Source organism: Paracoccus sp. NSM (assembly GCF_052379855.1).
In the GTDB taxonomy this organism is placed as follows: Bacteria; Pseudomonadota; Alphaproteobacteria; order Rhodobacterales; family Rhodobacteraceae; genus Paracoccus.
On sequence record NZ_JBQTCG010000005.1, the window covers coordinates 1 to 23,756 of the forward strand.

25 protein-coding genes and 2 tRNA genes are annotated in these 23,756 nt (G+C 67.1%); 17 read left to right on the plus strand and 10 right to left on the minus strand.

The window, feature by feature from the left end; genetic code table 11:
• Nucleotides 1–571: 571 nt before the first annotated feature.
• The 4 genes from ACTZWU_RS09740 to ACTZWU_RS09755 all read right to left on the minus strand — a co-directional run bounded on the left by ACTZWU_RS09740 (nucleotide 572) and on the right by ACTZWU_RS09755 (nucleotide 2,853).
• Nucleotides 572–648, minus strand: a tRNA-Arg gene (locus ACTZWU_RS09740).
• A gap of 74 nt (nucleotides 649–722) precedes the next feature.
• Nucleotides 723–1,613 carry a substrate-binding periplasmic protein gene (locus ACTZWU_RS09745; RefSeq protein ID WP_444737169.1) on the minus strand — a complete coding sequence of 297 codons (891 nt, stop codon included), beginning with the start codon at nucleotides 1,611–1,613 and terminating at the stop codon, nucleotides 723–725.
• A gap of 22 nt (nucleotides 1,614–1,635) precedes the next feature.
• Nucleotides 1,636–2,346, minus strand: coding sequence for a cytochrome c-550 PedF (pedF, locus tag ACTZWU_RS09750; RefSeq protein WP_444737170.1), 711 nt, complete (start codon nucleotides 2,344–2,346; stop codon nucleotides 1,636–1,638).
• A gap of 81 nt (nucleotides 2,347–2,427) precedes the next feature.
• Entirely contained in the window at nucleotides 2,428–2,853 is a 426-nt protein-coding gene (locus tag ACTZWU_RS09755) for a hypothetical protein (RefSeq protein ID WP_444737171.1), read from the minus strand.
• A 189-nt stretch (nucleotides 2,854–3,042) separates the two neighbouring features.
• Between ACTZWU_RS09755 and ACTZWU_RS09760 the strand changes: the two genes are divergently transcribed.
• The 7 genes from ACTZWU_RS09760 (at nucleotide 3,043) to ACTZWU_RS09790 (ending at nucleotide 9,586) form a co-directional block, all read left to right on the plus strand.
• Nucleotides 3,043–4,155 (plus strand): ABC transporter substrate-binding protein, encoded by a 1,113-nt coding sequence (locus ACTZWU_RS09760; RefSeq protein ID WP_444737172.1) that lies wholly within the window; start codon nucleotides 3,043–3,045, stop codon nucleotides 4,153–4,155.
• Nucleotides 4,156–4,168: 13 nt separating this feature from the next.
• Entirely contained in the window at nucleotides 4,169–5,143 is a 975-nt protein-coding gene (locus ACTZWU_RS09765) for a PQQ-dependent catabolism-associated beta-propeller protein (protein ID WP_444737173.1), read from the plus strand.
• The gene (locus ACTZWU_RS09770; protein ID WP_444737174.1) at nucleotides 5,143–5,862 is read left to right on the plus strand and encodes an ABC transporter ATP-binding protein; all 720 of its coding nucleotides are present in this window, start codon (nucleotides 5,143–5,145) and stop codon (nucleotides 5,860–5,862) included. The genes ACTZWU_RS09765 and ACTZWU_RS09770 overlap by 1 nt, the downstream gene beginning before the upstream one ends.
• Nucleotides 5,859–6,653 (plus strand): ABC transporter permease, encoded by a 795-nt coding sequence (locus ACTZWU_RS09775; protein ID WP_444737175.1) that lies wholly within the window; start codon nucleotides 5,859–5,861, stop codon nucleotides 6,651–6,653. The genes ACTZWU_RS09770 and ACTZWU_RS09775 overlap by 4 nt, the downstream gene beginning before the upstream one ends.
• Nucleotides 6,654–6,668: 15 nt before the next feature.
• Complete coding sequence (locus tag ACTZWU_RS09780) at nucleotides 6,669–7,205, plus strand: tetratricopeptide repeat protein (RefSeq protein ID WP_444737176.1); 537 nt, start codon at nucleotides 6,669–6,671, stop codon at nucleotides 7,203–7,205.
• Nucleotides 7,206–7,424: 219 nt separating this feature from the next.
• On the plus strand, nucleotides 7,425–7,709 hold the full coding sequence (locus tag ACTZWU_RS09785) for a hypothetical protein (protein WP_444737177.1): 285 nt from the start codon (nucleotides 7,425–7,427) through the stop codon (nucleotides 7,707–7,709).
• Nucleotides 7,706–9,586 (plus strand): pyrroloquinoline quinone-dependent dehydrogenase, encoded by a 1,881-nt coding sequence (locus ACTZWU_RS09790; protein ID WP_444737178.1) that lies wholly within the window; start codon nucleotides 7,706–7,708, stop codon nucleotides 9,584–9,586. Before ACTZWU_RS09785 ends, ACTZWU_RS09790 begins: the two co-directional genes overlap by 4 nt.
• A 67-nt stretch (nucleotides 9,587–9,653) precedes the next feature.
• Here the strand turns inward: ACTZWU_RS09790 and ACTZWU_RS09795 are convergent, their stop codons facing one another.
• The 4 genes from ACTZWU_RS09795 to ACTZWU_RS09810 all read right to left on the minus strand — a co-directional run bounded on the left by ACTZWU_RS09795 (nucleotide 9,654) and on the right by ACTZWU_RS09810 (nucleotide 12,701).
• Nucleotides 9,654–10,415, minus strand: coding sequence for an ABC transporter ATP-binding protein (locus ACTZWU_RS09795; protein ID WP_444737179.1), 762 nt, complete (start codon nucleotides 10,413–10,415; stop codon nucleotides 9,654–9,656).
• Nucleotides 10,412–11,452, minus strand: coding sequence for a FecCD family ABC transporter permease (locus ACTZWU_RS09800; protein ID WP_444737180.1), 1,041 nt, complete (start codon nucleotides 11,450–11,452; stop codon nucleotides 10,412–10,414). Before ACTZWU_RS09800 ends, ACTZWU_RS09795 begins: the two co-directional genes overlap by 4 nt.
• Nucleotides 11,449–12,459 carry an ABC transporter substrate-binding protein gene (locus ACTZWU_RS09805; RefSeq protein ID WP_444737181.1) on the minus strand — a complete coding sequence of 337 codons (1,011 nt, stop codon included), beginning with the start codon at nucleotides 12,457–12,459 and terminating at the stop codon, nucleotides 11,449–11,451. Before ACTZWU_RS09805 ends, ACTZWU_RS09800 begins: the two co-directional genes overlap by 4 nt.
• Before the next feature lie 167 nt (nucleotides 12,460–12,626).
• A tRNA-Thr gene (locus ACTZWU_RS09810) sits at nucleotides 12,627–12,701 on the minus strand.
• A 138-nt stretch (nucleotides 12,702–12,839) separates the two neighbouring features.
• Between ACTZWU_RS09810 and ACTZWU_RS09815 the strand changes: the two genes are divergently transcribed.
• The 6 genes from ACTZWU_RS09815 to ACTZWU_RS09840 all read left to right on the plus strand — a co-directional run bounded on the left by ACTZWU_RS09815 (nucleotide 12,840) and on the right by ACTZWU_RS09840 (nucleotide 17,138).
• Nucleotides 12,840–13,031 carry a hypothetical protein gene (locus tag ACTZWU_RS09815; protein ID WP_444737182.1) on the plus strand — a complete coding sequence of 64 codons (192 nt, stop codon included), beginning with the start codon at nucleotides 12,840–12,842 and terminating at the stop codon, nucleotides 13,029–13,031.
• Nucleotides 13,031–14,302, plus strand: a complete 1,272-nt coding sequence (gene murA, locus ACTZWU_RS09820; protein ID WP_444737183.1) for a UDP-N-acetylglucosamine 1-carboxyvinyltransferase — start codon at nucleotides 13,031–13,033, stop codon at nucleotides 14,300–14,302. Before ACTZWU_RS09815 ends, murA begins: the two co-directional genes overlap by 1 nt.
• A 3-nt stretch (nucleotides 14,303–14,305) precedes the next feature.
• Nucleotides 14,306–14,782 (plus strand): DUF2948 family protein, encoded by a 477-nt coding sequence (locus ACTZWU_RS09825; RefSeq protein WP_444737184.1) that lies wholly within the window; start codon nucleotides 14,306–14,308, stop codon nucleotides 14,780–14,782.
• 100 nt (nucleotides 14,783–14,882) lie between these two features.
• Entirely contained in the window at nucleotides 14,883–16,196 is a 1,314-nt protein-coding gene (gene hisD / locus ACTZWU_RS09830; protein WP_444737185.1) for a histidinol dehydrogenase, read from the plus strand.
• Nucleotides 16,193–16,672, plus strand: a complete 480-nt coding sequence (locus tag ACTZWU_RS09835; protein WP_444737186.1) for a UPF0262 family protein — start codon at nucleotides 16,193–16,195, stop codon at nucleotides 16,670–16,672. The genes hisD and ACTZWU_RS09835 overlap by 4 nt, the downstream gene beginning before the upstream one ends.
• A gap of 4 nt (nucleotides 16,673–16,676) precedes the next feature.
• Nucleotides 16,677–17,138 carry an arsenate-mycothiol transferase ArsC gene (locus tag ACTZWU_RS09840; protein WP_444737187.1) on the plus strand — a complete coding sequence of 154 codons (462 nt, stop codon included), beginning with the start codon at nucleotides 16,677–16,679 and terminating at the stop codon, nucleotides 17,136–17,138.
• On the opposite strand, the gene ACTZWU_RS09845 is transcribed toward ACTZWU_RS09840, so the two are convergent.
• Nucleotides 17,135–17,365, minus strand: coding sequence for a DUF1127 domain-containing protein (locus ACTZWU_RS09845; protein WP_444737188.1), 231 nt, complete (start codon nucleotides 17,363–17,365; stop codon nucleotides 17,135–17,137). The two genes, ACTZWU_RS09840 and ACTZWU_RS09845, sit on opposite strands and share 4 nt — an antisense overlap.
• A gap of 137 nt (nucleotides 17,366–17,502) precedes the next feature.
• Here ACTZWU_RS09845 and ACTZWU_RS09850 point away from each other — a divergent pair, with 137 nt between their 5' ends.
• Together ACTZWU_RS09850 and ACTZWU_RS09855 are read left to right on the plus strand one after the other, a co-directional pair.
• A complete protein-coding gene (locus tag ACTZWU_RS09850; RefSeq protein ID WP_444737189.1) occupies nucleotides 17,503–18,369 on the plus strand; it encodes a LysR family transcriptional regulator in 867 nt (288 codons plus the stop codon).
• A gap of 60 nt (nucleotides 18,370–18,429) precedes the next feature.
• Nucleotides 18,430–19,932 (plus strand): hypothetical protein, encoded by a 1,503-nt coding sequence (locus tag ACTZWU_RS09855; protein WP_444737190.1) that lies wholly within the window; start codon nucleotides 18,430–18,432, stop codon nucleotides 19,930–19,932.
• A 63-nt stretch (nucleotides 19,933–19,995) separates the two neighbouring features.
• Here the strand turns inward: ACTZWU_RS09855 and edd are convergent, their stop codons facing one another.
• The gene (gene edd / locus ACTZWU_RS09860) at nucleotides 19,996–21,798 is read right to left on the minus strand and encodes a phosphogluconate dehydratase (RefSeq protein WP_444737191.1); all 1,803 of its coding nucleotides are present in this window, start codon (nucleotides 21,796–21,798) and stop codon (nucleotides 19,996–19,998) included.
• 208 nt (nucleotides 21,799–22,006) lie between these two features.
• Here edd and ACTZWU_RS09865 point away from each other — a divergent pair, with 208 nt between their 5' ends.
• Nucleotides 22,007–23,200, plus strand: coding sequence for an RSP_2647 family RNA methyltransferase (locus ACTZWU_RS09865; RefSeq protein ID WP_444737192.1), 1,194 nt, complete (start codon nucleotides 22,007–22,009; stop codon nucleotides 23,198–23,200).
• Entirely contained in the window at nucleotides 23,200–23,754 is a 555-nt protein-coding gene (locus ACTZWU_RS09870) for an RSP_2648 family PIN domain-containing protein (RefSeq protein ID WP_444737193.1), read from the plus strand. Before ACTZWU_RS09865 ends, ACTZWU_RS09870 begins: the two co-directional genes overlap by 1 nt.
• The last annotated feature ends 2 nt before the right edge of the window (nucleotides 23,755–23,756 follow it).

The window sequence follows — 23,756 nt, forward strand, 5'->3', positions numbered from 1 at the left end:
CCATCTGATGCGGTCTTAACCAGTAGCCCGCGCTGGATCAGATCAGCCTCGATGCGCGCGACCTGTCGTCTGTCCAGTTCCGCTCGGGCCGCAATTTTTGTGACCGAGGTCCAGAAGCTGCAAATGCGTCCAGCAAGGAAATCTTCGTCCATCGTGCGCGAGATCGCGACCTTCAGATAGGCGATAGCACCTTTGCTGAGACCGAGCTACCGCCGGGCGCTCTCGATCAAGCCGAAGAACTGCCAGCGCGTCATACCGTCCGGGAGGCCACCATGCGTAAGATGCTGCATCGTAACAGCACCTCTTTTCTGGACGGCATCTCTCTGGTGATGCTATAAGCGACGGGAAAGTTGGATGCTCTCACATGAACTTTGACCCCGGTTTCGGTTGCCGCCGAGCCGGGGTTTTCATTTGGGCTGCACCTGGCCGCAGCAGCGTGATGAGCGGCCATCTGTACAGGTATTGTACAGACGAAGCCCGGATTCCGTGCGAAATGGACCGGAAAATCATGCAAATTGCTGCATGAAGCTCCCAGGATAAGCCGATAGTAATTTGATTTTAAATAATAATTTGGTGACCCCGGCAGGATTCGAACCTGCAACCTGCCCCTTAGGAGGGGGCTGCTCTATCCAGTTGAGCCACGGGGCCGCCGCTCTTGTCTTAGGATGCAGAGGCGCGGGCAGCAAGAGTGTTTGCCGAATGGCCGCGATGGATGTTGGCCTTCAGCGGCCGGGCGCATCCCAGGTCAGGCCGTGGGTCGCGTAGATGGCCTCGACGCGGCCATCGGCGACAGCGGCGGTGAGGATATCGTCGACCTCGTAGCTGAGCATCCGGGCGGTGTAGAAGGCCGTCGCCACGCCCACGGGCCAGGTGCCGATGCCGAGGCCGGGTAGGGGGCCGGATTCCACGGCGAAATCAGGCTCGTCGCCGACATGGTGCTCAAGCTGCGCGCGCAGGCCCATCACGGCGACCACCTCGCCATTGCGCAGCATCTCGAACAGGTCGTCCAGCGAGCGGCGTCGCCGGATATTGGGCGGAACGCCCGGCAGGCCGGTCAGATAGAAATCGGCCAGACGGTGATCCTCGACACCGACGGGATGGATGCGGAAACTGCCCGGAAAGGGCGGCTCGTCGGGAAACGCCGCTACCCGATAGGCGATGGACAGGCGTTCCTGCGAATAGCGGCCCGTCAGCGCGGCCAGTTCGTTGCGGTAATCGAGTTCGCGGTTATAGGGCACACGCATCAGCACGTTCACGATACGGCGGCCCATGTAGTGACCGCGCCAGATGTAGTTGCGCAGGTCCTTGTCCACGTCCTCGTCGGCGGGCAGGTCCAGAAGCCGCAGATCCACCCCAAGACCTTCGGCGATGAGGCCGGCCAGATCCACATCGACACCGACCAGCGCGCCGGTCTCGTCACGCCAGGAATAGGGGGGGAAATCCTCGTAGACACCGATCTCGATAAAACCCCTCTCGCGGATCTCGTCGAGGTCGATGCCCACCTGATCGCGACCGGAATCGTCCGAAGGGTAATCCCGCGCCCAAAGCCCCGACCCGGAAAAGGTCAGGACGATGGCGGTGATCAGGGCGGCAAGCCGGGGGATATGTCGCATCGCGTCTCCGTAAGGTGGGCCTTCAGCGCGCGACCGAAAGGCCGACGGTCAGGGTCTCGTCGGCGGTGCGCAGGGACGCGTCGCCCCCGGTCTCGAGGATGATCGCGGCGCGGCGGGCGATGCTGTCGGCCTTGGGCGCGCCTGACAGGGTCGGCACGGCTTCGGCGATCTTGGCCAGCTCGACCTTCAGCGCGGCGATCTCGTCGGCATAATCGTCGGGCGTGGCGGTGCCTGCGGCGATGGCCTCCTGCTTGGCGCGCAGCCCGTCGCGGATCTCGCGCAGGCGGGGCATGTATTCGGCGATGCCGTCGGGATCGGGGCGCGTCTCGACATAGGTGCGGATGGCCCACATGGCCTGCTGGTTCATCACGCCATCAAAGGCGGGCATCCGGTCGCCTGCGCCATTGCGCAGACGTTCCAGGTACCATTCGTCGTCCATCTCCTCGGCCGCGAGAAAGCGCAGGTCCGGCGCCAGCCCGCCCGAGATCACCTCCAGCCCGTGGCAGCGGGCGCAGTTCTGGTTATAGGCGCTGTCGCCAATGCGGACCGCGCGGTCCCAGTATTCGCCCGACGGGTCGCGGAACGGGTTCTCAAGCGCGAAATCCTCGCCCAGTTCGGGCAGCCCCTCGGTGTTCACGGGCTGGGGCGCCACATCGCCATGCGACACGGCGATGCCGGTCGAGAGACACAGGGCCAACACGGCCAGCGGCAATTTCTTCAGGCTGTTGGACATGTCATTCCTCCTGGGTTCGTCTGTTCCGTCGCAGGCTATCGCCGCCGCGGCAGGGGCGCTATTCGACCAAAAGCCATGCGACTATTGGACAATGAACACCCCGGTGAGGCCGCGATCCTCAAGCCCGCGGCAGCCCCATTTGTAGGTGCCGGGGCGGATCGGAACGAAATACAGCTCGGCCTCGCCATCCGAGCTCATCTCCAGCTCGTTCAGCGACGGGACCTTGATCTCCATGCCGCCGGCCTCGATCTTGCGCAGCCAGGCGTTCTTGAAGAACGAGGGGGCCTCCCAGTTGCATTCGTGCCAGCCCACGGCGTTGATCTGCAGCGAATAGGCCTGCCCGGTCTGCATCTGGTATTCACTGACGCTGACGCCGAAACCGGTATCGCCCTGTCCGATCTCCAGCCTGTCCAGCGCAATGGGCTGCGTCGCAAGATCGCCCCCGGCGGCATGGACCGAAAGGCTGGTGCCCAGCAGGGCTGCAGCGGCAATGGTGATGCGGATCATGTCGTGTTTCCTCCTCCTCGGTCTGGGCCTCAGCAAAACAGACGTGACGCGGGCTGCGAAATACGACCATGGTCGAGTTTCACGCCCCCGAAATCGCGCGCTACCGTCGAGGCAGCCTTTGGGAGGGGGCCAGACATCCGGTTCTTCACTGTTATCTCAGCCTGCGCGGCAGGGCTTGCGGCGCAGCCGGTGCTTGCCTCGATCGAGGTTCCGATCGCCTATCTGGAACAGCAGATCGAACGTCCTCCGGTCCTGACCAACCTGGACCCGATCCCCGAGGATCTGGGCCGCATGGGCGCCGCCCTCGGGCTGGCCGACAATGCCACGACCGGCGGCTTCATGGGGCATGATTACAGCCTGAGCGAAACCGTGGTGCCGGTGGGCGACGACTGGCTTAAGGCCGCGCGCGCCGTGCTGGCCGATCACCGCATCATCGTGGTGAACGCGCCCGCCCAGGCGATCCTGGCGCTGGCCGATCTGCCCGAAGCGCAAGGGGCGCTGATCTTCAATGCCAGCGCCGAAGACGAGGCCCTGCGCGAGGGAGATTGCCGCGCGAACCTGCTGCACACGATGCCCAGCTACGCGATGCGCGCGGACGCGCTGATGCAGTTCCTGGTGTCACGGCGCTGGACCGATCTGGTGATGATCACCGGCCAGCGCGACCCCGACCGCGCCTTTGCCGAGGCGCTGCGGGCAGCGGCCACCAAGTTCGGCGCCCGCATCAGCGCCGAAAAGGAATGGGACATGACCTCGGACATGCGGCGCAACATCGGGCAGGAATTCCCGCTGTTCACGCAGGATTTCCCCAGCCATCACGTGATGCTGGTTGCCGACGAGACGAACGATTTCGCCCCCTATCTGGAATTCCACGCATGGGAGCCGCGCCCCGTCGCCGGATCGGCGGGCGCACGCCCCGATGGCTGGTCGGACCGGGTCGAGGCCTTTGGCGCGGCGCAGCTGCAACTGCGCTTCAACCGGTTGGCCAACCGGCCCATGGCTGCGGTCGATTACGCGGCGTGGGCGGCCGTGCGGTCGGTGGGCGAGGCTGTCACGCGCACCGGGCAGGCCGATCCGGCGATCTTGCGCGACTATATCCTGGGCGACGAATTCGAACTGGCGGCCTTCAAGGGCGCGGCCATCACCTATCGGGACTGGAACGGCCAGATGCGTCAGCCCATGCCCATCGCCACCCGCACAGCACTGGTCGCCATGGCCCCGATGCCCGGCTTTCTGCATCAGGTCAGCACGCTCGATACGATGGGTCGCGACCGCCCCGAAACGCAATGCAACGCCTTTGAGTGAGAGGACACCGCCCATGCTTTTCCGCACCGCATCCGCGCTTGCCCTGACCGCCCTGATGACCGCCCCCGCCTTGTCGCAGGAGGTCTGGATTTCCAACGAACGCGACAACACGATCAGCGTCATCGACGTTCCCACGCTGGAGGTGATCGAGACGATCGAGGTCGGCGCCCGTCCGCGCGGGCTGATGTTCAGCCATGATCACAAGGTCGCCTATCTCTGCGCCTCGGATGACAGCACGATCCAGGTGATCGACGTGGCCACGCGCGAGATCCTGCACAACCTGCCCTCGGGCGAGAACCCCGAGACATTCGCCCTGCATCCCGACAACCGCCACATCTACATCTCGAACGAGGACGACAACATCACCTCGGTCCTTGATGTGGTGGATCGCCGGATCGTGGCCCAGATCCCCGTGGGGGTCGAGCCCGAGGGCAAGGCCGTCAACCACGCGGGCACCATTGCCATCACCACGTCGGAAACGACGAACATGGCGCATTGGATCGACACGACCACGCACGAGATCTTTCAGAACTCGCTGGTCGGCTCGCGCCCGCGCCACGCGGAATTCACCACCGACGACAAGCGCCTTGTCGTCAGCGCCGAGATCGGCGGCGGCCTGCATGTATTCGACACCGAGACCTTCGAGGAACTGGCCGAGATCCGGTTCGAAATCCCCGATGTCCACCCCCACGACATCCAGCCCGTCGGCTTTCGCCTGACCGACGACATGACCCGCGCCTATGTCGCGCTTGGTCCGGCGAACCGGATCGCAGTGGTGGACATGGAGAGTTACGAGGTGCTGGATTATCACCTCGTCGGCCGCCGCGTCTGGCACATGACCATGTCGGATGACGAGACCATGCTGTTCACGACGAACGGCGTCTCGGGCGATGTGACGGTGATCGACCTTGCGCGGGGCGAGCCGGTCAAGACGATCAAGGTCGGCCGCTTTCCCTGGGGCGCGGCCTACCGCCCCGCAGACAGTTGATGCACACGCTCGAGGTCAGTGACCTGAGCTTCCGCTACGGGCGGAAAGAGGCGCTCAAGAGCGTCTCTTTTCACGTTCGCGCGGGCGAATTCTGCGCGCTTCTGGGGCCGAACGGCGCCGGGAAATCGACGCTGTTCGCGCTGCTGACCCGGCTTTTCGTGTCGCGGCAGGGGCGGATTTCGGTGATGGGGCGCGATCTTCAGGACGATCCGCGCGCGGCGCTGGCGCGGATGGGGGTGGTGTTCCAGCAGATGACGCTGGATCTGGACCTCAGCGTAGCGCGCAATCTGGCCTATTTCGGCGCGCTGCACGGCATGACCGCGCGGCAATCGGCGATGCGCGCGACCGAGGTTCTGGAGCGGCTGGACATGGCCGAACGCGCCCGTGAACGCGCCCGTGACCTGAATGGCGGTCATCGCCGACGGCTGGAGATCGCGCGCGCCCTGATGCACCGCCCGCGCCTGCTGCTGCTGGACGAGCCGACCGTGGGTCTGGACGCCCGTTCCCGCGCCGCGATCACCGCGCATGTCCATGCCCTGGCGCGCGAGGACGGCATCGCGGTCCTTTGGGCCACGCATCTGGTCGATGAAATCGCCCCCGGCGACAGCGCGATCATCCTGCATCACGGCGCGATCCTGCAATCGGGCCGCGCGGATGCGCTGGCACCCCAGGGCGGGCTGGCCGCGCATTTCCTGGCCCTGACCGAGGACGCCGCATGAGGCCCGCCCTGCGCGCCATGACCGCGATCCTGACGCGCGAGGCGCTGCGCTTCCTGACACAGCGCGAGCGGTTCCTGGCGGCACTGGTGCGCCCGCTGATCTGGCTTCTGGTCTTTGCGGCGGGCTTTCGCGCCGCGCTCGGCCTGTCGATCACGCCACCCTACCAGACCTACATCACCTATGAGACCTACATCCTCCCCGGTCTTGTGGCGATGATCCAGCTGTTCAACGCGATGCAATCGGCGCTGAGCCTTGTCTATGACCGCGAGATGGGCTCGATGCGGCTGCTGCTGACGGCGCCCATGCCGCGCTGGTGGCTTCTGTTCTGCAAGCTTATGGCGGGGGTGCTGGTCTCGATCCTTCAGGTCTATGCCTTCCTGGCCATCGCCTGGGCCTTCGGCATCCGCCTGCCGCCGCTCGGCTATCTTGCGGTGCTGCCCGCGCTGGTCGTTTCGGGGTTGATGCTGGGGGCGGTGGGGCTGTTTCTGGCTTCGACCATCCGGCAGCTGGAGAACTTCGCGGGGGTGATGAACTTCGTGATTTTCCCGGTCTTCTTCCTGTCCACGGCGCTTTACCCGCTGTGGCGGATGGCCGAATCCTCGCGCCTGCTGCGCGACATCTGCGCCTGGAACCCCTTCAGCCACGCGGTCGAGCTGATCCGCTTCGCGCTGTATCTTCGGCTGAACCTGGAGAGCCTCGGCTGGGTGGCGCTGACCTTCGCATTGTTCCTGGGGCTTGCCCTCTGGGGATTCGACCCCGCGCGTGGTATCATGACGCGCAAGACACGCTGACATCGGAGAAATGCCATGCGCCTGCTTCCGACCCTGCTGCTGATCGCGCTGCCCGCCCATGCCGATGAGGACCTGTCCCGATACGGCACCACCAACCCCGAGGAGATGACGCTGAACCGGCTGGTCGAACGCGCCGCCGAAGGCGATGTGGACATGATGGTCTGCGCCAACGGCTACCTGGCCACGAAATCGGGGCGCCATGAACAGGCGCGTACCATCTTCGAGGCCTGCGCCGATGCGGGCTGGACGCAGGCCATGACCTGGATGAGCCAGCTTGACCATAACGGCCTGGGCGCCGAGGAGAACCCCGACCGCGCTACCGAATGGAGCCGCCGCGCCGCCGAACTGGGCGACCCGGTCGGCAGCTTCAACCATGGCATCGACATGATGCGCGGGCGGGGTGTCGCCCGGGATGTCGAGGGCGGGCGCGCGCTGGTGGACCGTGCCGCCGATGAGGGGCTGCTGATCGCGCAGCGCCTGCGGGCTGCCGATTACGACCTGGATGCGGTGACACCCGACGCGGATGAATGGAAATACGCGCCGATGTTCTAGGCCTCGCGCAGATCGGCGCGGTTTCGGAACGCGAACGATGGTCCCGCGCCAGCCGCGGCCAGCAGCAACGCGCCAGCCCCTTCCTGCCCCGGGTTCTGGTCCGAACCGGCGCGGAAAAGGCCGGGAACAATCGGCTTTGCTGTGTGTTGGCGCGTTATGAACCTTTTTCGCACAGTCTCCCTGATCGCCTCGGTTGCCGGCCTCGTGACGGCCGTCATCATGTGGACGGCGCCGTTCGGCAATACCGGGATCGACTGGACCCTCGGCGCCGGGCTGGCCGTGCTGGGGAGCTTGGCGACCTGCATCCTTGTCTTGGTGCTGATGCGCGAAGGCCTGCCCTCGCGCTGGCGGCTGGGACTGCACGTCGCGGCCCTGCTGGCCGCGCTGCTGACGGCGATCGCAGCGCTTTTCCTGATGCAGACCGCGCTGATGCTGCTGATGATCGCCAGCGCCGCCACGCTTGCCATCGCGGGCGTGGCCCATCGCAGAAGGACCCTTGCATGAAACCTCTTGTGCCTGCGCTGCTGGCCGCCCTTGCCACCTCACCGGCCCTGGGCCAGCAGGACAGCTGGACAGGGTTTCACGGCGATCTGGGATCGACGAAGTTCTCGAACGTCACCAGCTTCACCCCCGAGAACGTCGGGCGGCTGGAACGGGCCTGGGATTTCCGCACCGGCGACGTGTCGGACGGGTCGGGCGATCTGGTCGAGACGGTCTGGTCCGCCACCCCCGTCTATGCCAACGGGACGCTCTATCTGGGAACGCCCTTCTACCGCATCATCGCGCTGGACCCTGCCACGGGCCACGAACGCTGGAGCTATGACAGCCGCTCGCGTCTGGAACCCCTGACCCAGCCCGCGCTGAAGAACCGCGGCGTTGCCTATTGGGAAAGCGGCGCCGAAGGTCCCTGCGAAAAGCGCGTCTATATCGGCACGATGGACGCGCAGCTTCATGCGGTGGACGCCGATAGCGGGCAGCCCTGCGCGGAATTCGCACAGGCGGGCATCCTGAACGTGAACCAGTGGAACACCAGTAACGATGTCTTTCCCTTTTCCCTGCTGCAGCCGCCGATCGTGGTGGGCGACACGCTGCTGATGGGCTGGGCGGGCAAGGATTGGGAATACACCACCGCCCCGCCGGGCAATCTGCTGGCGGTGGATGCACGAACGGGCGAATTGCTCTGGGATACGGGCTTCATCCCCGAAGACCTGATCCCCCGGACCGGGACTGCGAATATCTGGACCGCGATGACAGCTGATCCCGAACTGGGGCTGGTCTATGCGCCGGTCTCGTCGCCCAGCCCGAATTACTGGGGCGGACTCAGGACCGAGAGCATTCCGCTGGCCACCTCGGTGACCGCCGTCGAGATCGAGACCGGTGAGATCGCGTGGAGCTTTCAGCACATCCTTCACGACATCTGGGACTATGACACGCCATCGGCGCCGACGCTGGTGGACATCCCCCGCGACGGCGAGGTGATCCCCGCGCTGGTCCAGGCGACGAAGCAGGGTTTCCTCTTCGTGCTGGACCGCCGCACGGGCGAGCCGCTTTATCCGATCGAGGAGCGCCCGGTCCCCGCAAGCACGGCCCAGGGCGAGGCGGCCAGCCCCGTCCAGCCCTTTGCCTCGATCCCGGCACCGGTCGGCGCCCCGATGGAACTGCCCGAAGTCTGGGGGCTATCGGACATGGTCAGCTTTGGCCAATGCTCGCGCGACCGCGGGAAATACCTGTATCAGGGCATCTTCACCCCACCATCAGAGCAGGGGACGCTGTTCTTTCCCGGCACCGCCGGGGCGACGAACTGGGGCGGGGTCGCGGTCGATCCGCGCAGCGGCATCCTTTACGTCAACGCCTCGCGGATCGTTCAGTTGATCCGCCTGATCCCGCGCGAGGAATACGAATCCGAGGCGCGCGAGGGCGGCAACGAGGAAGGGCACCACCCGCAGCACGGCTCGCCCTACGGCATCCACCTGACGGATTGGAGCAATTGGGCAGGGATGCCCTGCTGGAAGCCGCCCTTCGGCACGTTTTCGGCAGTGGACCTGACCACCGGGGAACTGCTCTACGAGGTGCCCTTCGGGCGCGCGCAGTTCCACGGCTTCTATGGGCTGGCGGATTGGGGATCGCCCACGCTGGGCGGTCCGGTGCTGACGGCGGGCGGGGTCGTGTTTATCGGCGCCTCGATGGATGCCCGCGTCCGGGCGCTGGACGCGGCGACGGGCGAGGAATTGTGGGCCGATCTGGTCGAGGCGCCCGCCGTCTCGATCCCGGCGGTCTTCACGCATGAGGGCGAGGATTACGTCGTCTTTACCGCAGGCGGGAATTCGATCCTGAAGCCCGAAGTGTCGGACCAGGCCGTCGCCTACCGTCTGCCGCGCTGAACGCTGATCGCCGGGGGCAGGCAACCGCCGGAGCCATGCCGTCGCGAACCCTTGATCCGCAGCCGCGTCAGTCGGGGCGAAAGCGGATATGGGGGCGGGCGCCATCGGGTGCCGCGATCTGGGCCTCGACGCGGAAAACGTCGCGCAACAGGGTCTCGGTCAGCACCGCCTCCGGGCTGCCGCAGGCAATGGCGGCGCCGTCCCGCAGGACCAGGATGCGGTCGCAGAACATCGCCGCAAGGTTCAGGTCATGCAGCGCGACGATGCTGGTCAGGTCCAGATCGCGGACCATGCGCAGGATCTCGATCTGGTGGTGGATGTCCAGATGGTTGGTCGGCTCGTCCAGAAACATCACGCTCGGCGCCTGCGCCAAAGCGCGCGCGATATGGACCCGCTGACGTTCGCCGCCCGACAGCGTCTGCCAGGCCTGTCCGCGCCTGTCCGCCATGTCCACGCGGCAGAGCGCGGCCGAGACGGCAGCCTCGTCCTCGGCCGACCAGCCCGACAGGGCCGATCGGTGCGGCGTCCGGCCCAGCCGCACCACGTCGCGCACCGAGACATTGGTATCCGTCGCCGCGTTCTGTTGCACGAAGGCCAGCTGCCGCGCCAGCGCCCGGCGGGGCAGATGCGCGACGTCCTGATCGTTGATCCGCACCCGCCCCGAATGCGGCCGCCTGAGGCCCGCAAGCAGCCGCAGCAGCGACGACTTGCCCGACCCGTTCGGCCCGATCAGGCCGAGCGTCTCGCCGGGGCGGACCTCCAGCGAGACATCGTTGACGATCACCCGGCGGCGGACGCCCCAGGTCAGGTTCTCGGCGATCACGCTCATGTCTGCGGCCTCGACCGATAGAGGATCAGCGCGAAGAAGGGCACGCCGACCAGTGCCGTGACGACGCCGATGGGCACCGTCTGCTGCGTGACGATCACACGCGAGGTGATGTCGGCCAGCACCATGAACAGCGCCCCCAAAGCCGCGCAGGCGGGCAGCAGCCGCATATGCATCGGACCGACGACATGGCGCGTCGCATGGGGCACGACCAGACCGACGAAGCCGATCGCGCCGACCATGCTGACGATGGTCGCGGTCATCATCGCGGTCACGCCGAACAGGATCAGCCGGATGCGCGCCACCGGCACGCCAAGGGCGGCGGCATCCTCGTCGCCGAAGGTGAAGGCGTCCAGCGACCGCGCCATCCACAGGCAGATCGCCAGTCCCAGCCCGACGACCAGCACAAGCAGCTGCACATCCGGCCAGCGCACGCCGCCGAAGCTGCCCAGCAGCCAGAACATCACGTCGCGCGCCTGCTGGGCATTGCCCGAGGTCGTGACGATGTATGAGGTCAGCGCGTTGAACAGCTGCGAGGCCGCGACCCCCGCAAGGATGGTGTGGTTCGGCCCGCTGGTCGCGCCGTTCGACAGCAGGGCGACGACCGCAAAGGCGGCGAAGGCCCCGGCAAAGGCGCCCATCGACAGCGACAGCCCGCCCGCACCGATGCCCAGGACGATCACGCAGACCGCCCCCGTCGAGGCCCCCGCCGAGACGCCGAGGACGAAGGGCTCGGCCAGCGCGTTGCGCAGAAGCGCCTGCAGGATCGCCCCGCAGATCGCCAGCCCCGCCCCGGCCAAAGCCGCGACCAGCGCGCGGCTCAGCCGCAGGTCCCAGACGACGCTTTGCTGGATCGGCGGGATCTCGGCCCCGGTCAGCCCAAGGCCGTTGGTGACGGCCAGCACCACTGTCCCCAGCCCGATGCGGTAATCGCCAATCGCCGTCGCAAGCGCGATGGCGAAGGCGAGGCCCGCAAGGACCAGCGCCAGAAAGAGGGCGAGCCAGCCCGCCCCGCTTTCGGTGTCGTCGGCATGGCTCACGGCAGGTCGAGCGCCCGAAGCTGCGCCGCGACTTCTTCGGGGCCGTAAAGCGTGCGGATGCTGGGATTCATCGCAGCCCCGCTCATCACGACGATGCGGCCCGCCTGGACGGCCTCCATCCGGCTGACGGTCGGGTCAGTGGTCAGATAGGCGATCTTGTTCTCGGCCCGGTCCAGATCCCAACGGTTGCGATCCACCTGCGCGGCGACGAAGACGGTCGGATCGGCCGCCATGATGCCTTCCCAGCCCAGGGTCGGCCATTCGGCCTCGGTCCGGACCGCGTTCGAGCCGCCGAGAATATCGGCAATATAGCCCGAGGGGCCGTTGCCGCCGCCCAGATAGGCGTCATCGGCGGGCGAGGGGCTTGAGAACCAGAACAGGAAGGTCAGGTCCTCGCGATCCGCGAATTCGGCGCGCAGGGCGGCCTCGCGCGCCTTGAAATCCTCGATCAGCGCGGTGCCGCGATCGGCCACGTCGAAGATGCGCGCCAGATCCTCGATCTCCTGGTAAAGCAGGTCCATCGTCCACAGATCGTCGCGGTTGCCATAGGCGTCCGCGGCGTTGTCGGCGGTCGTGCAGGCGCTCGGCGACAGGTAGGTCGGAATGCCCAGGCTTTCGAAATCGTCGCGCTTGGCGACCTTGCTGTCCGGACCCATCAGCGTAACCAGCATCGCCGGCACGAAATCGGGCTGCTTGGACAGCACGGCTTCCAGCGTGGGGAATTCGACGGTCAGGACCTCGACCCCCTCATGGGCCGCCTCGAGATCGGGCAGCACCTGGTTCGGCCAAAAGGCCGTGGCGGCCATGCGGTCCTGCAGACCCAGCATCAGCAGGATCTCGGCGCTGTTCTGGCCCAGGGCGACGGCGCGCTCGGGGGCCTTCGTGAAAGTGACGCTCTGCCCGCAATTCTCGATGGTCAGCGGGTACGAGGTCGGTTCCGCCTGCGCCGCGGTGCAGGCGACAGCCGCTGCGACGCCGCAAAGCGCCACGAGGCTTTGGTTCAACATGTTCGGGATCCATTTTCCGACGATAAGAGTCGGCTTTCGATAGGCGCCCGCCCGCCAAAAAGCAAGAGTGATTTTGTCGGGTAACACGGTCTGACCGGCATGATCAGACGCGGCGCGGCATGCAACATGATGCGCTTGGGGCGGGTCACAATCCGGGTGGGATGGGATGGTGCTGTGAGAGAGGATTGAACTCTCGACCTCTCCCTTACCAAGGGAGTGCTCTGCCACTGAGCTACCACAGCATTTGTGCAGCGGCGTTTAGCCCCTGCATCAGACCAGTGCAAGGGGGGTCGCGCGATTTCTGGCGGAAAATGTGACACGGGCCGAAGCGCCGCGTCGCTTTGCTGGACTGTCGCGGCAAGCGGCGCTAAGGGCGTGGCATGAGCAAGCGATCCGGAACCGGCACCCAAGCGAACAGCCGCGACGAACGGCTGCGCGAGGCGCTGCGGGCGAATCTGCAGCGGCGCAAGGCGCAGGCGCGCGCGCGGGCAGGCGGGGACGACGGATCGGACATCACGGACAAGGCTGCGGCACAGGCGGCCGAAACGGAAACGGGCAGGGACGAAAGCTGATGGATCAGATCATCGTGCGGGGCAACGGCCCCTTGAAGGGCGAGATCCCGATTGCGGGCGCCAAGAATGCCTGCCTGACGCTGATGCCCGCGACGCTTCTGACCGACCAGCCGCTGACGCTGACCAACGCGCCGCGCCTGTCGGACATCCGCACCATGACCGCGCTGCTGCAATCGCTCGGCGCCGAGGTGGCGGGCCTGCAGGAGGGGCAGGTTCTGGCCCTGTCCAGCCACGCCCTGACCAGCCACCGCGCCGATTACGACATCGTGCGCAAGATGCGTGCCTCGATCCTTGTGCTGGGGCCGATGCTGGCGCGGGACGGCGTGGCCGAGGTCTCGCTGCCCGGAGGTTGCGCAATCGGGGCGCGGCCGGTTGACCTGCATCTGCGCGCGCTCGAGGCGATGGGCGCCTCGCTGGATCTGCGCGACGGCTATGTCCATGCCCGCGCGCCGCATGGCGGGTTGCGCGGCGCGGTCTTCGAATTCCCGCTGGTCTCGGTCGGCGCGACCGAGAACGCGCTGATGGCCGCCACGCTGGCGCGCGGCACGACCGTGCTGAAGAACGTCGCGCGCGAGCCCGAGATCGTCGATCTGGCCCGCTGCCTGCGCGCCATGGGCGCCCGGATCGAGGGCGAGGGCACCAGCACCCTGACCATCGAGGGCGTCGATGCCCTGCATGGCGCGACCCATCCCGTCGTCACCGACCGGATCGAGCTGGGCACCTACATGCTGGCCCCGGCCATGTGCGGCGGCGAGGTGGAATGCCTCGGCGGCCGCATCGAACTGCTGGAGGCCTTCTGCGAAAAGCTGGACGAGGCGGGCCTTGTCGTCGAGGAAACCGCGCGCGGCATCAAGGTCTCGCGCCCCAATGGCCGGGTGCGGGCCGTCAACGTGACGACCGCGCCTTTCCCCGGTTTCCCGACCGATCTTCAGGCCCAGTTCATGGCTCTGATGTGCCTGGCCGACGGCACCAGCATCCTTGAGGAAACGATCTTCGAGAACCGTTTCATGCACGCCCCCGAACTGACCCGCATGGGCGCCCGGATCGAGGTTCAGGGCGGCCATGCCACCGTCCACGGGGTCGAGTCCCTGCGCGGTGCGCCAGTGATGGCCACCGACCTGCGCGCCTCGGTCAGCCTGATCCTTGCCGGCATGGCCGCCGAGGGGCAGACTACGGTCAGCCGCGTCTACCATCTGGATCGCGGCTATGAACACGTCGTGCGCAAGCTGCGCGCCGTCGGAGCCCATATCGAACGTGTCAAGGAGGAATAGCCCATGACCCGCGACGCCCGTTTCGCTGATGCAGACCCGCGCCCCCTTGCGCTGAAAGCCGAAGACGAGGTCGATCTGCGCATCCTGTCCTCGCTGGTGCAGGACGCGGTTCTGTCGGGCGCCGACATCGCGCATGACACGCGCCGCCGCTGCCTGTCGCTGCTGGTGACGCGATTCCGGTGGGAGGACGCCGAGGCCGCCGAGGCCGAGGGCCGTTCCTTCGAACGCGTGCGCTCGGTTCTGGTGATCGGGGACGTGACGCGCGTTCTCAGCGACGGGGTGGCGCGCGACGCCGACACGGTGCTGGCGCTGCTGGCGATCCGCTGGCAGCCGGGTGAGGACGGGACCGGGCGTCTAGTGCTGGATTTCGCGGGCGACGGCACGATCATGGCCGAGGTGGAATGCATCAACCTGGACCTGCGCGACGTCACGCGCCCGCATGTGGCGCAGGCGCGTCAGGCGCCCAGCCATCCCGATTGAGGGTGGCGGGCAGGGTGGCCGCGTCACCCTGTCCGATGGCGCGGGACACGCGCAGCCCGGATGACGCGTTCGGGATGGATTTTCGGCAAGGAGAGTGACGATGCCTGTCTGGCTGAACATGGCGGATGCCGATTTCGAGGCGGGCTTTGGCCGGATGCTGTCGGCCAAGCGCGAGGATTCGACCGATGTGAACGACGCGGTGGCCGCGATCATCGCCGATGTGCGTGCGCGCGGCGATCAGGCTCTGTGCGAGCTGACCGCGCGTTTCGACCGGCTGGACCTGCCGCCCGAGGGCTTGCGCTTTTCCCCCGCCGAGATCGACGCCCAGATCGCCCTTGTCAGCCCCGAGGATCGCGCCGCGCTGGAACTGGCCGCCGAGCGCATCCGCGCCTACCACGCCCGCCAGATGCCGCAGGATGCCAGCTGGACCGACCCGGAGGGCGCGACCCTCGGCTGGCGCTGGTCGGCGGTATCGGCGGCGGGGCTTTATGTGCCGGGCGGGCAGGCGGCCTATCCGTCCAGCGTGCTGATGAACGCGATCCCGGCGCGCGTGGCAGGGGTGGAACGGCTGGTCATCTGCGTGCCGACGCCGGGGGGCGTGGTCAATCCGCTGGTCCTTCTGGCCGCGCGCCTGTCGGGCGTGGACGAAATCTACCGCATCGGCGGCGCGCAGGCGGTGGCCGCGATGGCCTATGGCACCGCGACCATCGCGCCGGTGGACAAGATCACCGGGCCGGGCAATGCCTATGTCGCGGCGGCCAAGCGGCAGGTCTTTGGCCGCGTGGGCATCGACATGATCGCCGGTCCGTCCGAGGTTCTGGTGATCGCGGATGGCGACCAGAACCCCGACTGGCTGGCCTGGGACCTGCTGGCGCAGGCCGAACATGACGCGGACGCCCAGTCGATCCTGATCACGACCGACCCCGCCATGGCCCGTGCCGTGGCGGATGCGGTCGATCGCATCATCCCGACGCTGGACCGCGCGGCCATTGCGGGGGCAAGCTGGCGCGATTACGGCACGCTGATCGTGGTCGAGGATCTGGATCAGGCGGCTGCCCTGTCGAACCGCATCGCGCCCGAGCATCTGGAATTGTGCGTGGCCGACCCCGAGGCTCTGGCCGCGAAATGCATCCATGCGGGCGCGATCTTTCTGGGTGCCCACACGCCCGAGGCCGTCGGCGATTACGTCAGCGGCCCGAATCACGTCCTGCCCACGGCCCGCTCTGCCCGGTTCAGTTCGGGCCTGTCGGTGATGGATTTCCTTAAGCGCACCACCCTTGCGCGGCTGACACCGGGCGCTTTGGCGGCAATCGGACCCGCCGCGGTGCGTCTGGCCGCATCCGAGGGCTTGCAGGCGCATGGCGCTTCGGTTCAGGCTCGGCTGGGAACGCTGAACGAAAGGCCCGCCGGATGAGCCGCCTGATCAGGATCGAGATTGACGACAGCGCGGCGCCGCCCGCGACCCCCGAGATGGAGCAGGAACGCCGCGTGGCGATCTTCGACCTGATCGAGGAAAACAGCTTCGCCATTCCCGGCCGTGACGGCCAGTCCTCCCCCGAAGGCCCCTTCGTGCTGGAATTGTGCATCCGCGAGGGGCGGCTGGTCTTTGACGTGCAGCAGGAAACCGGCGACAAGGTGGCGGAATTCCACCTGTCGCTTGGGCCTTTCCGGCAGGTGGTCAAGGATTACTTCCAGATCTGCCAAAGCTATTTCGACGCCGTGCGCCGCCTGCCTCCGGCCCAGATCGAGGCGATCGACATGGCGCGGCGCGGCATCCACAACGAAGGGGCGCGCACGCTTCAGGAACGTCTGGAGGGCAAGGCCGATCTGGATGTCTACACGGCCCGGCGTCTGTTCACGCTGATCTGCGCGCTGATCCCGCAGGCGTGACGCGATGGCCGAGGACAAGATCCCCTCGTCGATACTGTTCTGCTGCGATCACAATGCCATCCGTTCCCCGATGGCCGAGGGGATGATGAAGAAGTTCTATGGCCGGGCCGCCTATGTGCAATCGGCGGGCGTCAAGAACGACATGGAGGTGGACGGCTTCGCCATCGCCGTCTGTGACGAGATCGGCGTGCCGCTTGCCCACCACCGCAGCCGCAGCTTCGACGAGATGCAGGATTGGGGCGACGATCTGGGCCAGTTCGACCTGATCGTCGCCCTGTCGCCTGCCAGCCAGCGCATGGCGCTGGAGATGACGCGCCACGCCCATATCGAGGTCGAATACTGGCCGATCATGGACCCTTCGGGCCTGGCCGAGGGGCGCGACGCCAAACTGGCGCTCTATCGTCAGGTGCGTGACCAGATCGAGACGCGGATGCGCGAACGGTTCGGCCTCCCCAAGGACGCCTAGCGGCGCCGCCAGTTGGCGGGCACGTCCCAGACCGGGCGGCTCAGTTCGGCCTCGACCTCGTCGCGGGACAGGCCGATATCGCGCAGCATCTCGTCGTCCAGCCGCGACAGGTCGATCCGGGTGCGCTGGACATCGAACATGGTCAGCAGACGCTCAAGCAGGCGCGGGCGGGGGATCAGCCCCTGTCCGGTGACGACGCGCAGCATGGCATTGGATCTGGTGGTCATGGTTCAACTCCGCTGATCTGGAATATCATAATTCGTGATGATTGGATGCTTTCCGATATTCATGATTGATAGATAGGCGGGCGACTGATATTTGTGAAACGAATGCTTTTGATCTGTCCCATCACGGATGATGAAGAATGCGCAATCTCGACATCGCAACGCTGCGGTCCCTGCAGGCTGTGGCCGAATACGGCGCCGTCACCCGCGCGGCCGAGGCGTTGAACATGACCCAAAGCGCGCTTTCGATGCAGATGAAGCGGCTTGAGGACGTGTTCGGCCGCCCGATGCTGGAACGATCGGGCCGCGGCGTGGTCCTGTCGGATTTCGCGCAGGACCTGCTGGGCGAAAGCCGCAAGCTGGTCGCGCTGAACGACGCGATCCTGTCGCGTTTCACCGGCGCCCGGCCCGAGATGCGGCTGCGTGTCGGGCTGACCTCTGACTGGCTGTTCGACCGCGTGGCGCAGGCCGTGCGCGCCTTTCGCCGCGAGAACGGCCAGGTCGAGCTGATCATCAACGATGCCCGCAGTAAGGACCTGCGCGCCCAGATGAAGCGGGGCGAGCATGATGTGATCTTGACCACGGAATTCGACGCGCCGGCGGGTGCGATCCATCTGGCCAAGGTCGATCTGGCCTGGTTCGGCGCGCAGCGGGGCAGCGCCTGGCGCGAAAGGCCGGTGCCGATCGCCAATTCGCCCCATTGCGCCTATTATCCGGTGGGCATGGCCGCGCTGCAGGATGCGGGCATCGAATGGATGCAGGTCGTGGGTGATGGCGGCAGCGACACCTGGCGGGTTCTGGCAGCGGCCGATCTGGGCATCACGATCCTGCCGCGCGGGATCTCGACCCCGGGGCTGGAGGTGGTCGAACATGGCGGCGCGCTGCCGCCCTTGCCGCCGACCTGGCTGAACGTCTATGTGGCCGACGGCCCGGCGCGGCTGGTTGCCTCGGATTTTACGGGTTATCTGCGCCGTGCCGTCTGCGAGGTGGTCGCGGCGGCGGCCTGAGACCTTGCCAAGCGGGCCGCGCTCCGGGCATCCTGAGGGCTGTCTCTCTCAGGAGTTTTCATGGTCGATCCGCTCACGCGCCTGGCGATCCTTCACGGCACCGACAAGTTCGGGATGCACGATTACACCCCCGTCTATCACGCGCTGCTGGCGGACCGGCGCGACAGGCCGCTGAAGATGCTAGAGATCGGCGTCGGCGGCTATGACGACCCGCTTGCGGGCGGCGAATCGCTGGCGATGTGGCGCGATTACCTGCCCGAGGCCAGCATTGTCGGGCTGGATGTCGCGGCCAAGCAGCTTGATCTGGGTCCGCGCGTGACAATCGTGCAGGGCAGCCAGATCGATCCGGACGTGATCGCGCGCCTGATTGCCGAACACGGTCCCTTTGACGTGATCCTGGACGATGGCAGCCACCACAATGCCCATGTCTGGCAGAGCTTCACGATGCTGTTCCCGGCCTTGAAACCTGGCGGGCTCTATCTGGTCGAGGATGTGCAAGCGGCCTTCATGCTCGCGCTTGGTGGCTCGATCACGATGACGGCGCCGAACACGATCGGCAGCTTCGGCGGGCTGATGCTGGATCTGGGGCGACCGGATGCGGCGATGCCCCAGGGTCCGGTCATCTCGCGCATCGACCGGATGCACAACATCATCGCCGTCACCACCGCCGAGGAGGGCGCGGCCCCCGAGGCGCTGCCTCTGACGCCGGGCGGCGCGGCGCTGGCCGTCGGGCGCGCGGGGCTCTGGGGGATCGAGCTGACCGAGCCGCGCGTCGAACAGGGCGACCACGCCCTGTGGGAGGATCATCTGGCCCTGCGCGACCGTCTGGACCAGATGGCCGATGGCGAGGCGCTGGCCATTCCCGGCTGGCCCGCCGCGACCGCGCCGATCCTGAACCTGTTCCAGCAGATCGACCATGTCGAGCAATCGCTGGCCTTTCCGCATGTCCAGCCGATCGAGACCGCGCCTCTGGTGATCCAGATGACGGGCTTCCGGGACGGGGTGCTGCTGGTCAAGGGGCCGAACGATTATCCGTCGAACTTCCAGTTCCATTTTGGCGCGGAACGCGCGCGCACCGCGTTCCAGTGGTATAACGACCTGCTTCTGGACCCCGAACAGCAGCCCGTCCCGCCGCTGTCGCAATTCGCGCAATTGCTGAGCGTGCTGCATCAGGCGCATCGCCACGCCAGCGCGCCGCCCTTGCTGCGTCGCCTCGTCCAGCAGGACCGCGCGGACCGCGACATTGCCGCCCTGGCGCAGATCTCGGCAGCGCGCGCCGGGTGCTGGCCCGAGGCTGCGGCCGTCACACAGCTTGCGCTGCGCGACAGCGACGATGCGCTGTTGGGCGCCCTGATGAGCTGGAGCCTGACCAAGATCGAGGCGCATCGCGGCGATGCCCGCGAAGTGCTGGGCCTTGACCGCGAGACCGACGACGACACGCTGAACGCGACCATCCTTGCGCTTTGCGACGCGGTCGAGCCACCCGAGGGCGTGATGGCCACCGCCATCGCCTATCTGCGCCACGATCTGGGCGCGGGGCCTTATCCGCTGCAGATCGGCTGACACGGGAAAGGGGCGCGGCAAGCGCGCCCCTTTCTTCTTGGGCCGGGTTCGGGGGGGCTGGCGTCAGACGACGACGCCTGCGCCCTGATCGGCGGGTCCGGCCACGGCGCGGAAGGCCGCGAAAAGCTCTCGCCCCACGCCTTCGGCGCTGTGGCTGGCATCGTGGATCGCGGGTTCGCGCGCGTCGAAATCGGGTTCCAGGCAGTCCAGCGTCCCCGCCACCGCGTCCAGCCGCACCAGATCACCGTCGCGCAGCCGCGCCAGCGGACCGCCGCCCGCTGCCTCGGGGGCGACATGGATCGCGGCGGGAACCTTGCCCGAAGCGCCCGACATCCGCCCATCCGTCACCAGCGCGACCTTGAGGCCGCGATCCTGCAGCACCGCCAGGGTGGGCGTCAGCGAATGCAGTTCCGGCATCCCGTTCGCGCGCGGTCCCTGGAAGCGGACGACGACGATGGTGTCCTCGGTGAATTCGCCGGACTTGAAGGCGGTCTTGACCGATTCCTGATCCTCGAAGACGCGGGCGCGGGCTTCGATGATGTGGCGCTCGGGGGCGACGGCGCTGATCTTGATGACGCCCCGGCCCAGATTGCCGGCAAGCTGCTTCAGCCCGCCTGTGCGCGCAAAGGGGTCGCTGATCGGGCGCACGATGCGGTCGTTCAGGCTTTCGCGGGCGCCTTCCTCCCACCGGATGCCGGTCCCGTCCAGCTTGGGTTCGGCGATATAGCCGTCAAGGCCGGTGCCGTTCACCGTCTTGACGTCGGCATGCAAGAGCCCGCCCTCCAGCAATTGCCGGATCATGAAGCCAAGCCCGCCCGCCGCGTGGAAATGGTTCACATCGGCCAGACCGTTGGGATAGACGCGTGCCAGCAGCGGCACGGCCTCGGAGAGGTCGTTGAAATCCTCGATGTCGAGGATCACGCCCGAGGCCCGCGCCATCGCGGGCAGGTGCAGCACGAGGTTGGTCGAGCCACCCGTGGCCATCAGCCCGACGATCCCGTTGATGAAGGCGCGTTCGTCCAGAACCTCGCCCGCGGGCAGGTATTCGTTGCCCAGATTGGTCAGCTGCGCGGCACGCTGCACGGCGGCGACGGTCAGCGCCTCGCGCAGCGGCGTGCCGGGATTGACGAAGCTGGAGCCGGGCAGATGCAGGCCCATGAACTCCATCAGCATCTGGTTGGTGTTCGCGGTGCCGTAGAAGGTGCATGTGCCCGCGCTGTGATAGCTGGCCATCTCGGCGGCCATCAGCGCTTCGCGCCCGACCTCGCCTGTGGCGAATTGCTGGCGGACCTTGGCCTTTTCGTCATTGGGCAGGCCCGAGGGCATGGGGCCTGCCGGGATGAACACCGCCGGGATATGGCCAAACGTGCCCGCCGCGATGATCAGCCCCGGCACGATCTTGTCGCAGACCCCCAGATAGAGCGCCGCGTCAAAGCAGTCATGCGACAGCGCGACCCCCGCCGCCAGCGCGATCACGTCGCGCGAAAAGAGCGACAGCTCCATCCCCGGGCGCCCTTGGGTGACACCGTCGCACATGGCCGGGACGCCGCCCGCGACCTGCACCGTGGCGCCCGCCTCGCGGCCCGCGCGGCGGATGATGTCGGGATAGCGCTCATAGGGCTGGTGGGCCGAGAGCATGTCGTTATAGGCGGTCACGATCCCGATATTGGGTTTGCGCGAGGTCGCCAGATCGGCCTTGTCCTCCATCGCGGCATAGGCATGGGCCTGGTTGCCGCAGGACAGGTGCGCGCGGGCGGGTCCTTCCTGTGCGGCGCGCGCGATCTTGGCCAGATAGGCGCTGCGCGCCTTGTGCGAGCGTTCGCGGATGCGGTCGGTCACCCGGTCGAGCGTGGCGTGAAGGGTCATCTGGGGCTCCTCTGGCTATGAGGGGTATATACAGCGTTAGCGGTAACGGTTCAACCGGGCGCGCGTGATTTCGGGCGGGCAGGGGGCGCTGCCCCCGTCGCCTGCGGCGACTCCCCCGGGATATTTGGGTGAAGAAGAAGCGGGGGTGCCTCTGTGGCTTGTTTGCCGCTGCGGCGCGTGTCAGATCGGCGGCGAAAGGAATCCTGCCATGTCCGACCTGCCTGTCATCCGCCTGCGTCCGAAATCGAAGCCCCAGGCGATCCGCCACGGCTTTCCCTGGGTCTATGCCGATGAGGCGGTGCTGGACCGGCGCACGCGCGGCGTCGCGCCCGGTGCGCTGGCCGTGCTGGAGGATGCCGAACGGCGGCCTTTGGGCTTGGTGACGGTCAATCCGAATTCGAAGATCGTCGCGCGGGTCATGGATGCCGATCCCGAGGCGCGCATCGACGCGGCCTGGCTGGAGGCGCGGCTGGCCCGCGCACTGGCGCTGCGCGAGCGGCTGCATGACGCGCCCTTCTACCGGTTGGTTCATGCCGAGGCTGACGGGTTGCCCGGTCTGGTCATCGACCGGTTCGGCGATCATGCCGTGATCCAGCCCAATGCCGCCTGGGCGGACGGCATGGCGGGGGCGATCGCGGATGCGCTGGTCAACGTCACAGGCGTCACGGGGGTGATTCTGAACGGGCAGGGTCGCGCGCGCGGGCTTGAGGGTCTGGGTGAGCGGATGGAGGTTCTGCGCGGCACCGCCCCCGAGCGGCCTGTTCCGGTGACGATGAACGGCGCCGTCTACATGGCCGATCTGATGGGCGGGCAGAAGACGGGGCTGTTCTATGACCAGCGGCCGAACCATGCCTTTGCACAGCGGCTGGCCGGGGGCGGCGCGGTTCTGGACGTGTTCAGCCATGTCGGCGGCTTTGGGCTGGCGATGCTGGCGGGGGGCGCCTCCAGCGCGCTTTGCGTCGATGGCAGCGCGCCTGCGCTGGAGCTGGCGCAGCAGGGCGCGCAGGCGATGGGCGCGGGCGACCGGCTGGAGGTCATGCGCGCCGATGCCTTTTACGCGCTTGAGGCGCTGGCCGCCGAAGGCCGCCGGTTCGAGGTGGTGATCTGCGATCCGCCCGCCTTTGCGCCCTCGAAACCCGCATTGGAGGCGGGCCTTCGCGCCTATGAGCGGGTGGCGAAGCTGGCCGCGCCTCTGGTCGCGCCGGGGGGCTATCTGGGCCTGTGCAGTTGCAGCCATGCCGCCGACCTGACCGCGTTCCGCAATGTCAGCGCGCGCGGCATCGGGCGGGGCGGGAGGCGCGGGGTGCTGATCCATACCGGGCAGGCCGGGCCGGATCATCCGACCCTGCCGCAGCTTGCCGAGACCGGCTATCTCAAGGCCCTGTTCTTCCGGCTGGATTGATGCGCGCCCTGCTGGACGCCAACGTGCTTTATCCCACGATCCTGCGCGAGATCCTGTCGGATCTGGCGGGGGCCGGGCTGTTCCGGCCTTTGTGGTCGCCGCGCATCCTTGAGGAATGGCGCCATGCGGCGGCACGGCTTGGCGAAGATGCCGCTACCGTGGCCGGGGCCGAGATTGCGCTTTTGCGGCTGCGCTTTCCCGACGCTGAATGCGACGATCAGGGCTGTGCGGCGATCGATCTGGACCTGCCCGACCCGGCCGACCGTCACGTGCTGGAGGCCGCTCTGGCGGGTGGCGCCGATCTGGTCGTGACCGCAAATCTGCGCGATTTCCCGCCCCGGATCATGGCGGGGCTGGGGCTGCGGGCCATCCATCCCGACGCCTTCCTGCTGGACCTGCACCGCGCCCATCCCGCCGCCGTCCGCGCCGCGCTGGAGGCCGCGCGGGCCAAGGCCTCTGCCCTTGGGGGCGGCATGGACATGGCCGAAATGCTCAAACGCTGCCGCCTGCCGCGGCTGGCACGTGCCGTGAAGGTTGAACCCGGTTGCTGTTAACG

Excerpts from the sequence above, each read along its gene's own strand:
- ACTZWU_RS09745 (WP_444737169.1), bottom strand. The coding sequence starts at position 1,613 with ATGCGACATATCCCCCGGCTTGCCGCCCTGATCACCGCCATCGTCCTG.
- pedF (WP_444737170.1), bottom strand. The coding sequence starts at position 2,346 with ATGTCCAACAGCCTGAAGAAATTGCCGCTGGCCGTGTTGGCCCTGTGT.
- ACTZWU_RS09755 (WP_444737171.1), bottom strand. The coding sequence starts at position 2,853 with ATGATCCGCATCACCATTGCCGCTGCAGCCCTGCTGGGCACCAGCCTT.
- ACTZWU_RS09765 (WP_444737173.1), top strand. The coding sequence starts at position 4,169 with ATGCTTTTCCGCACCGCATCCGCGCTTGCCCTGACCGCCCTGATGACC.
- ACTZWU_RS09770 (WP_444737174.1), top strand. The coding sequence starts at position 5,143 with ATGCACACGCTCGAGGTCAGTGACCTGAGCTTCCGCTACGGGCGGAAA.
- ACTZWU_RS09775 (WP_444737175.1), top strand. The coding sequence starts at position 5,859 with ATGAGGCCCGCCCTGCGCGCCATGACCGCGATCCTGACGCGCGAGGCG.
- ACTZWU_RS09780 (WP_444737176.1), top strand. The coding sequence starts at position 6,669 with ATGCGCCTGCTTCCGACCCTGCTGCTGATCGCGCTGCCCGCCCATGCC.
- ACTZWU_RS09785 (WP_444737177.1), top strand. The coding sequence starts at position 7,425 with ATGTGGACGGCGCCGTTCGGCAATACCGGGATCGACTGGACCCTCGGC.
- ACTZWU_RS09790 (WP_444737178.1), top strand. The coding sequence starts at position 7,706 with ATGAAACCTCTTGTGCCTGCGCTGCTGGCCGCCCTTGCCACCTCACCG.
- ACTZWU_RS09795 (WP_444737179.1), bottom strand. The coding sequence starts at position 10,415 with ATGAGCGTGATCGCCGAGAACCTGACCTGGGGCGTCCGCCGCCGGGTG.
- ACTZWU_RS09805 (WP_444737181.1), bottom strand. The coding sequence starts at position 12,459 with ATGTTGAACCAAAGCCTCGTGGCGCTTTGCGGCGTCGCAGCGGCTGTC.
- ACTZWU_RS09815 (WP_444737182.1), top strand. The coding sequence starts at position 12,840 with ATGAGCAAGCGATCCGGAACCGGCACCCAAGCGAACAGCCGCGACGAA.
- murA (WP_444737183.1), top strand. The coding sequence starts at position 13,031 with ATGGATCAGATCATCGTGCGGGGCAACGGCCCCTTGAAGGGCGAGATC.
- ACTZWU_RS09825 (WP_444737184.1), top strand. The coding sequence starts at position 14,306 with ATGACCCGCGACGCCCGTTTCGCTGATGCAGACCCGCGCCCCCTTGCG.
- hisD (WP_444737185.1), top strand. The coding sequence starts at position 14,883 with ATGCCTGTCTGGCTGAACATGGCGGATGCCGATTTCGAGGCGGGCTTT.
- ACTZWU_RS09835 (WP_444737186.1), top strand. The coding sequence starts at position 16,193 with ATGAGCCGCCTGATCAGGATCGAGATTGACGACAGCGCGGCGCCGCCC.
- ACTZWU_RS09840 (WP_444737187.1), top strand. The coding sequence starts at position 16,677 with ATGGCCGAGGACAAGATCCCCTCGTCGATACTGTTCTGCTGCGATCAC.
- ACTZWU_RS09845 (WP_444737188.1), bottom strand. The coding sequence starts at position 17,365 with ATGACCACCAGATCCAATGCCATGCTGCGCGTCGTCACCGGACAGGGG.
- ACTZWU_RS09850 (WP_444737189.1), top strand. The coding sequence starts at position 17,503 with ATGCGCAATCTCGACATCGCAACGCTGCGGTCCCTGCAGGCTGTGGCC.
- ACTZWU_RS09855 (WP_444737190.1), top strand. The coding sequence starts at position 18,430 with ATGGTCGATCCGCTCACGCGCCTGGCGATCCTTCACGGCACCGACAAG.
- edd (WP_444737191.1), bottom strand. The coding sequence starts at position 21,798 with ATGACCCTTCACGCCACGCTCGACCGGGTGACCGACCGCATCCGCGAA.
- ACTZWU_RS09865 (WP_444737192.1), top strand. The coding sequence starts at position 22,007 with ATGTCCGACCTGCCTGTCATCCGCCTGCGTCCGAAATCGAAGCCCCAG.
- ACTZWU_RS09870 (WP_444737193.1), top strand. The coding sequence starts at position 23,200 with ATGCGCGCCCTGCTGGACGCCAACGTGCTTTATCCCACGATCCTGCGC.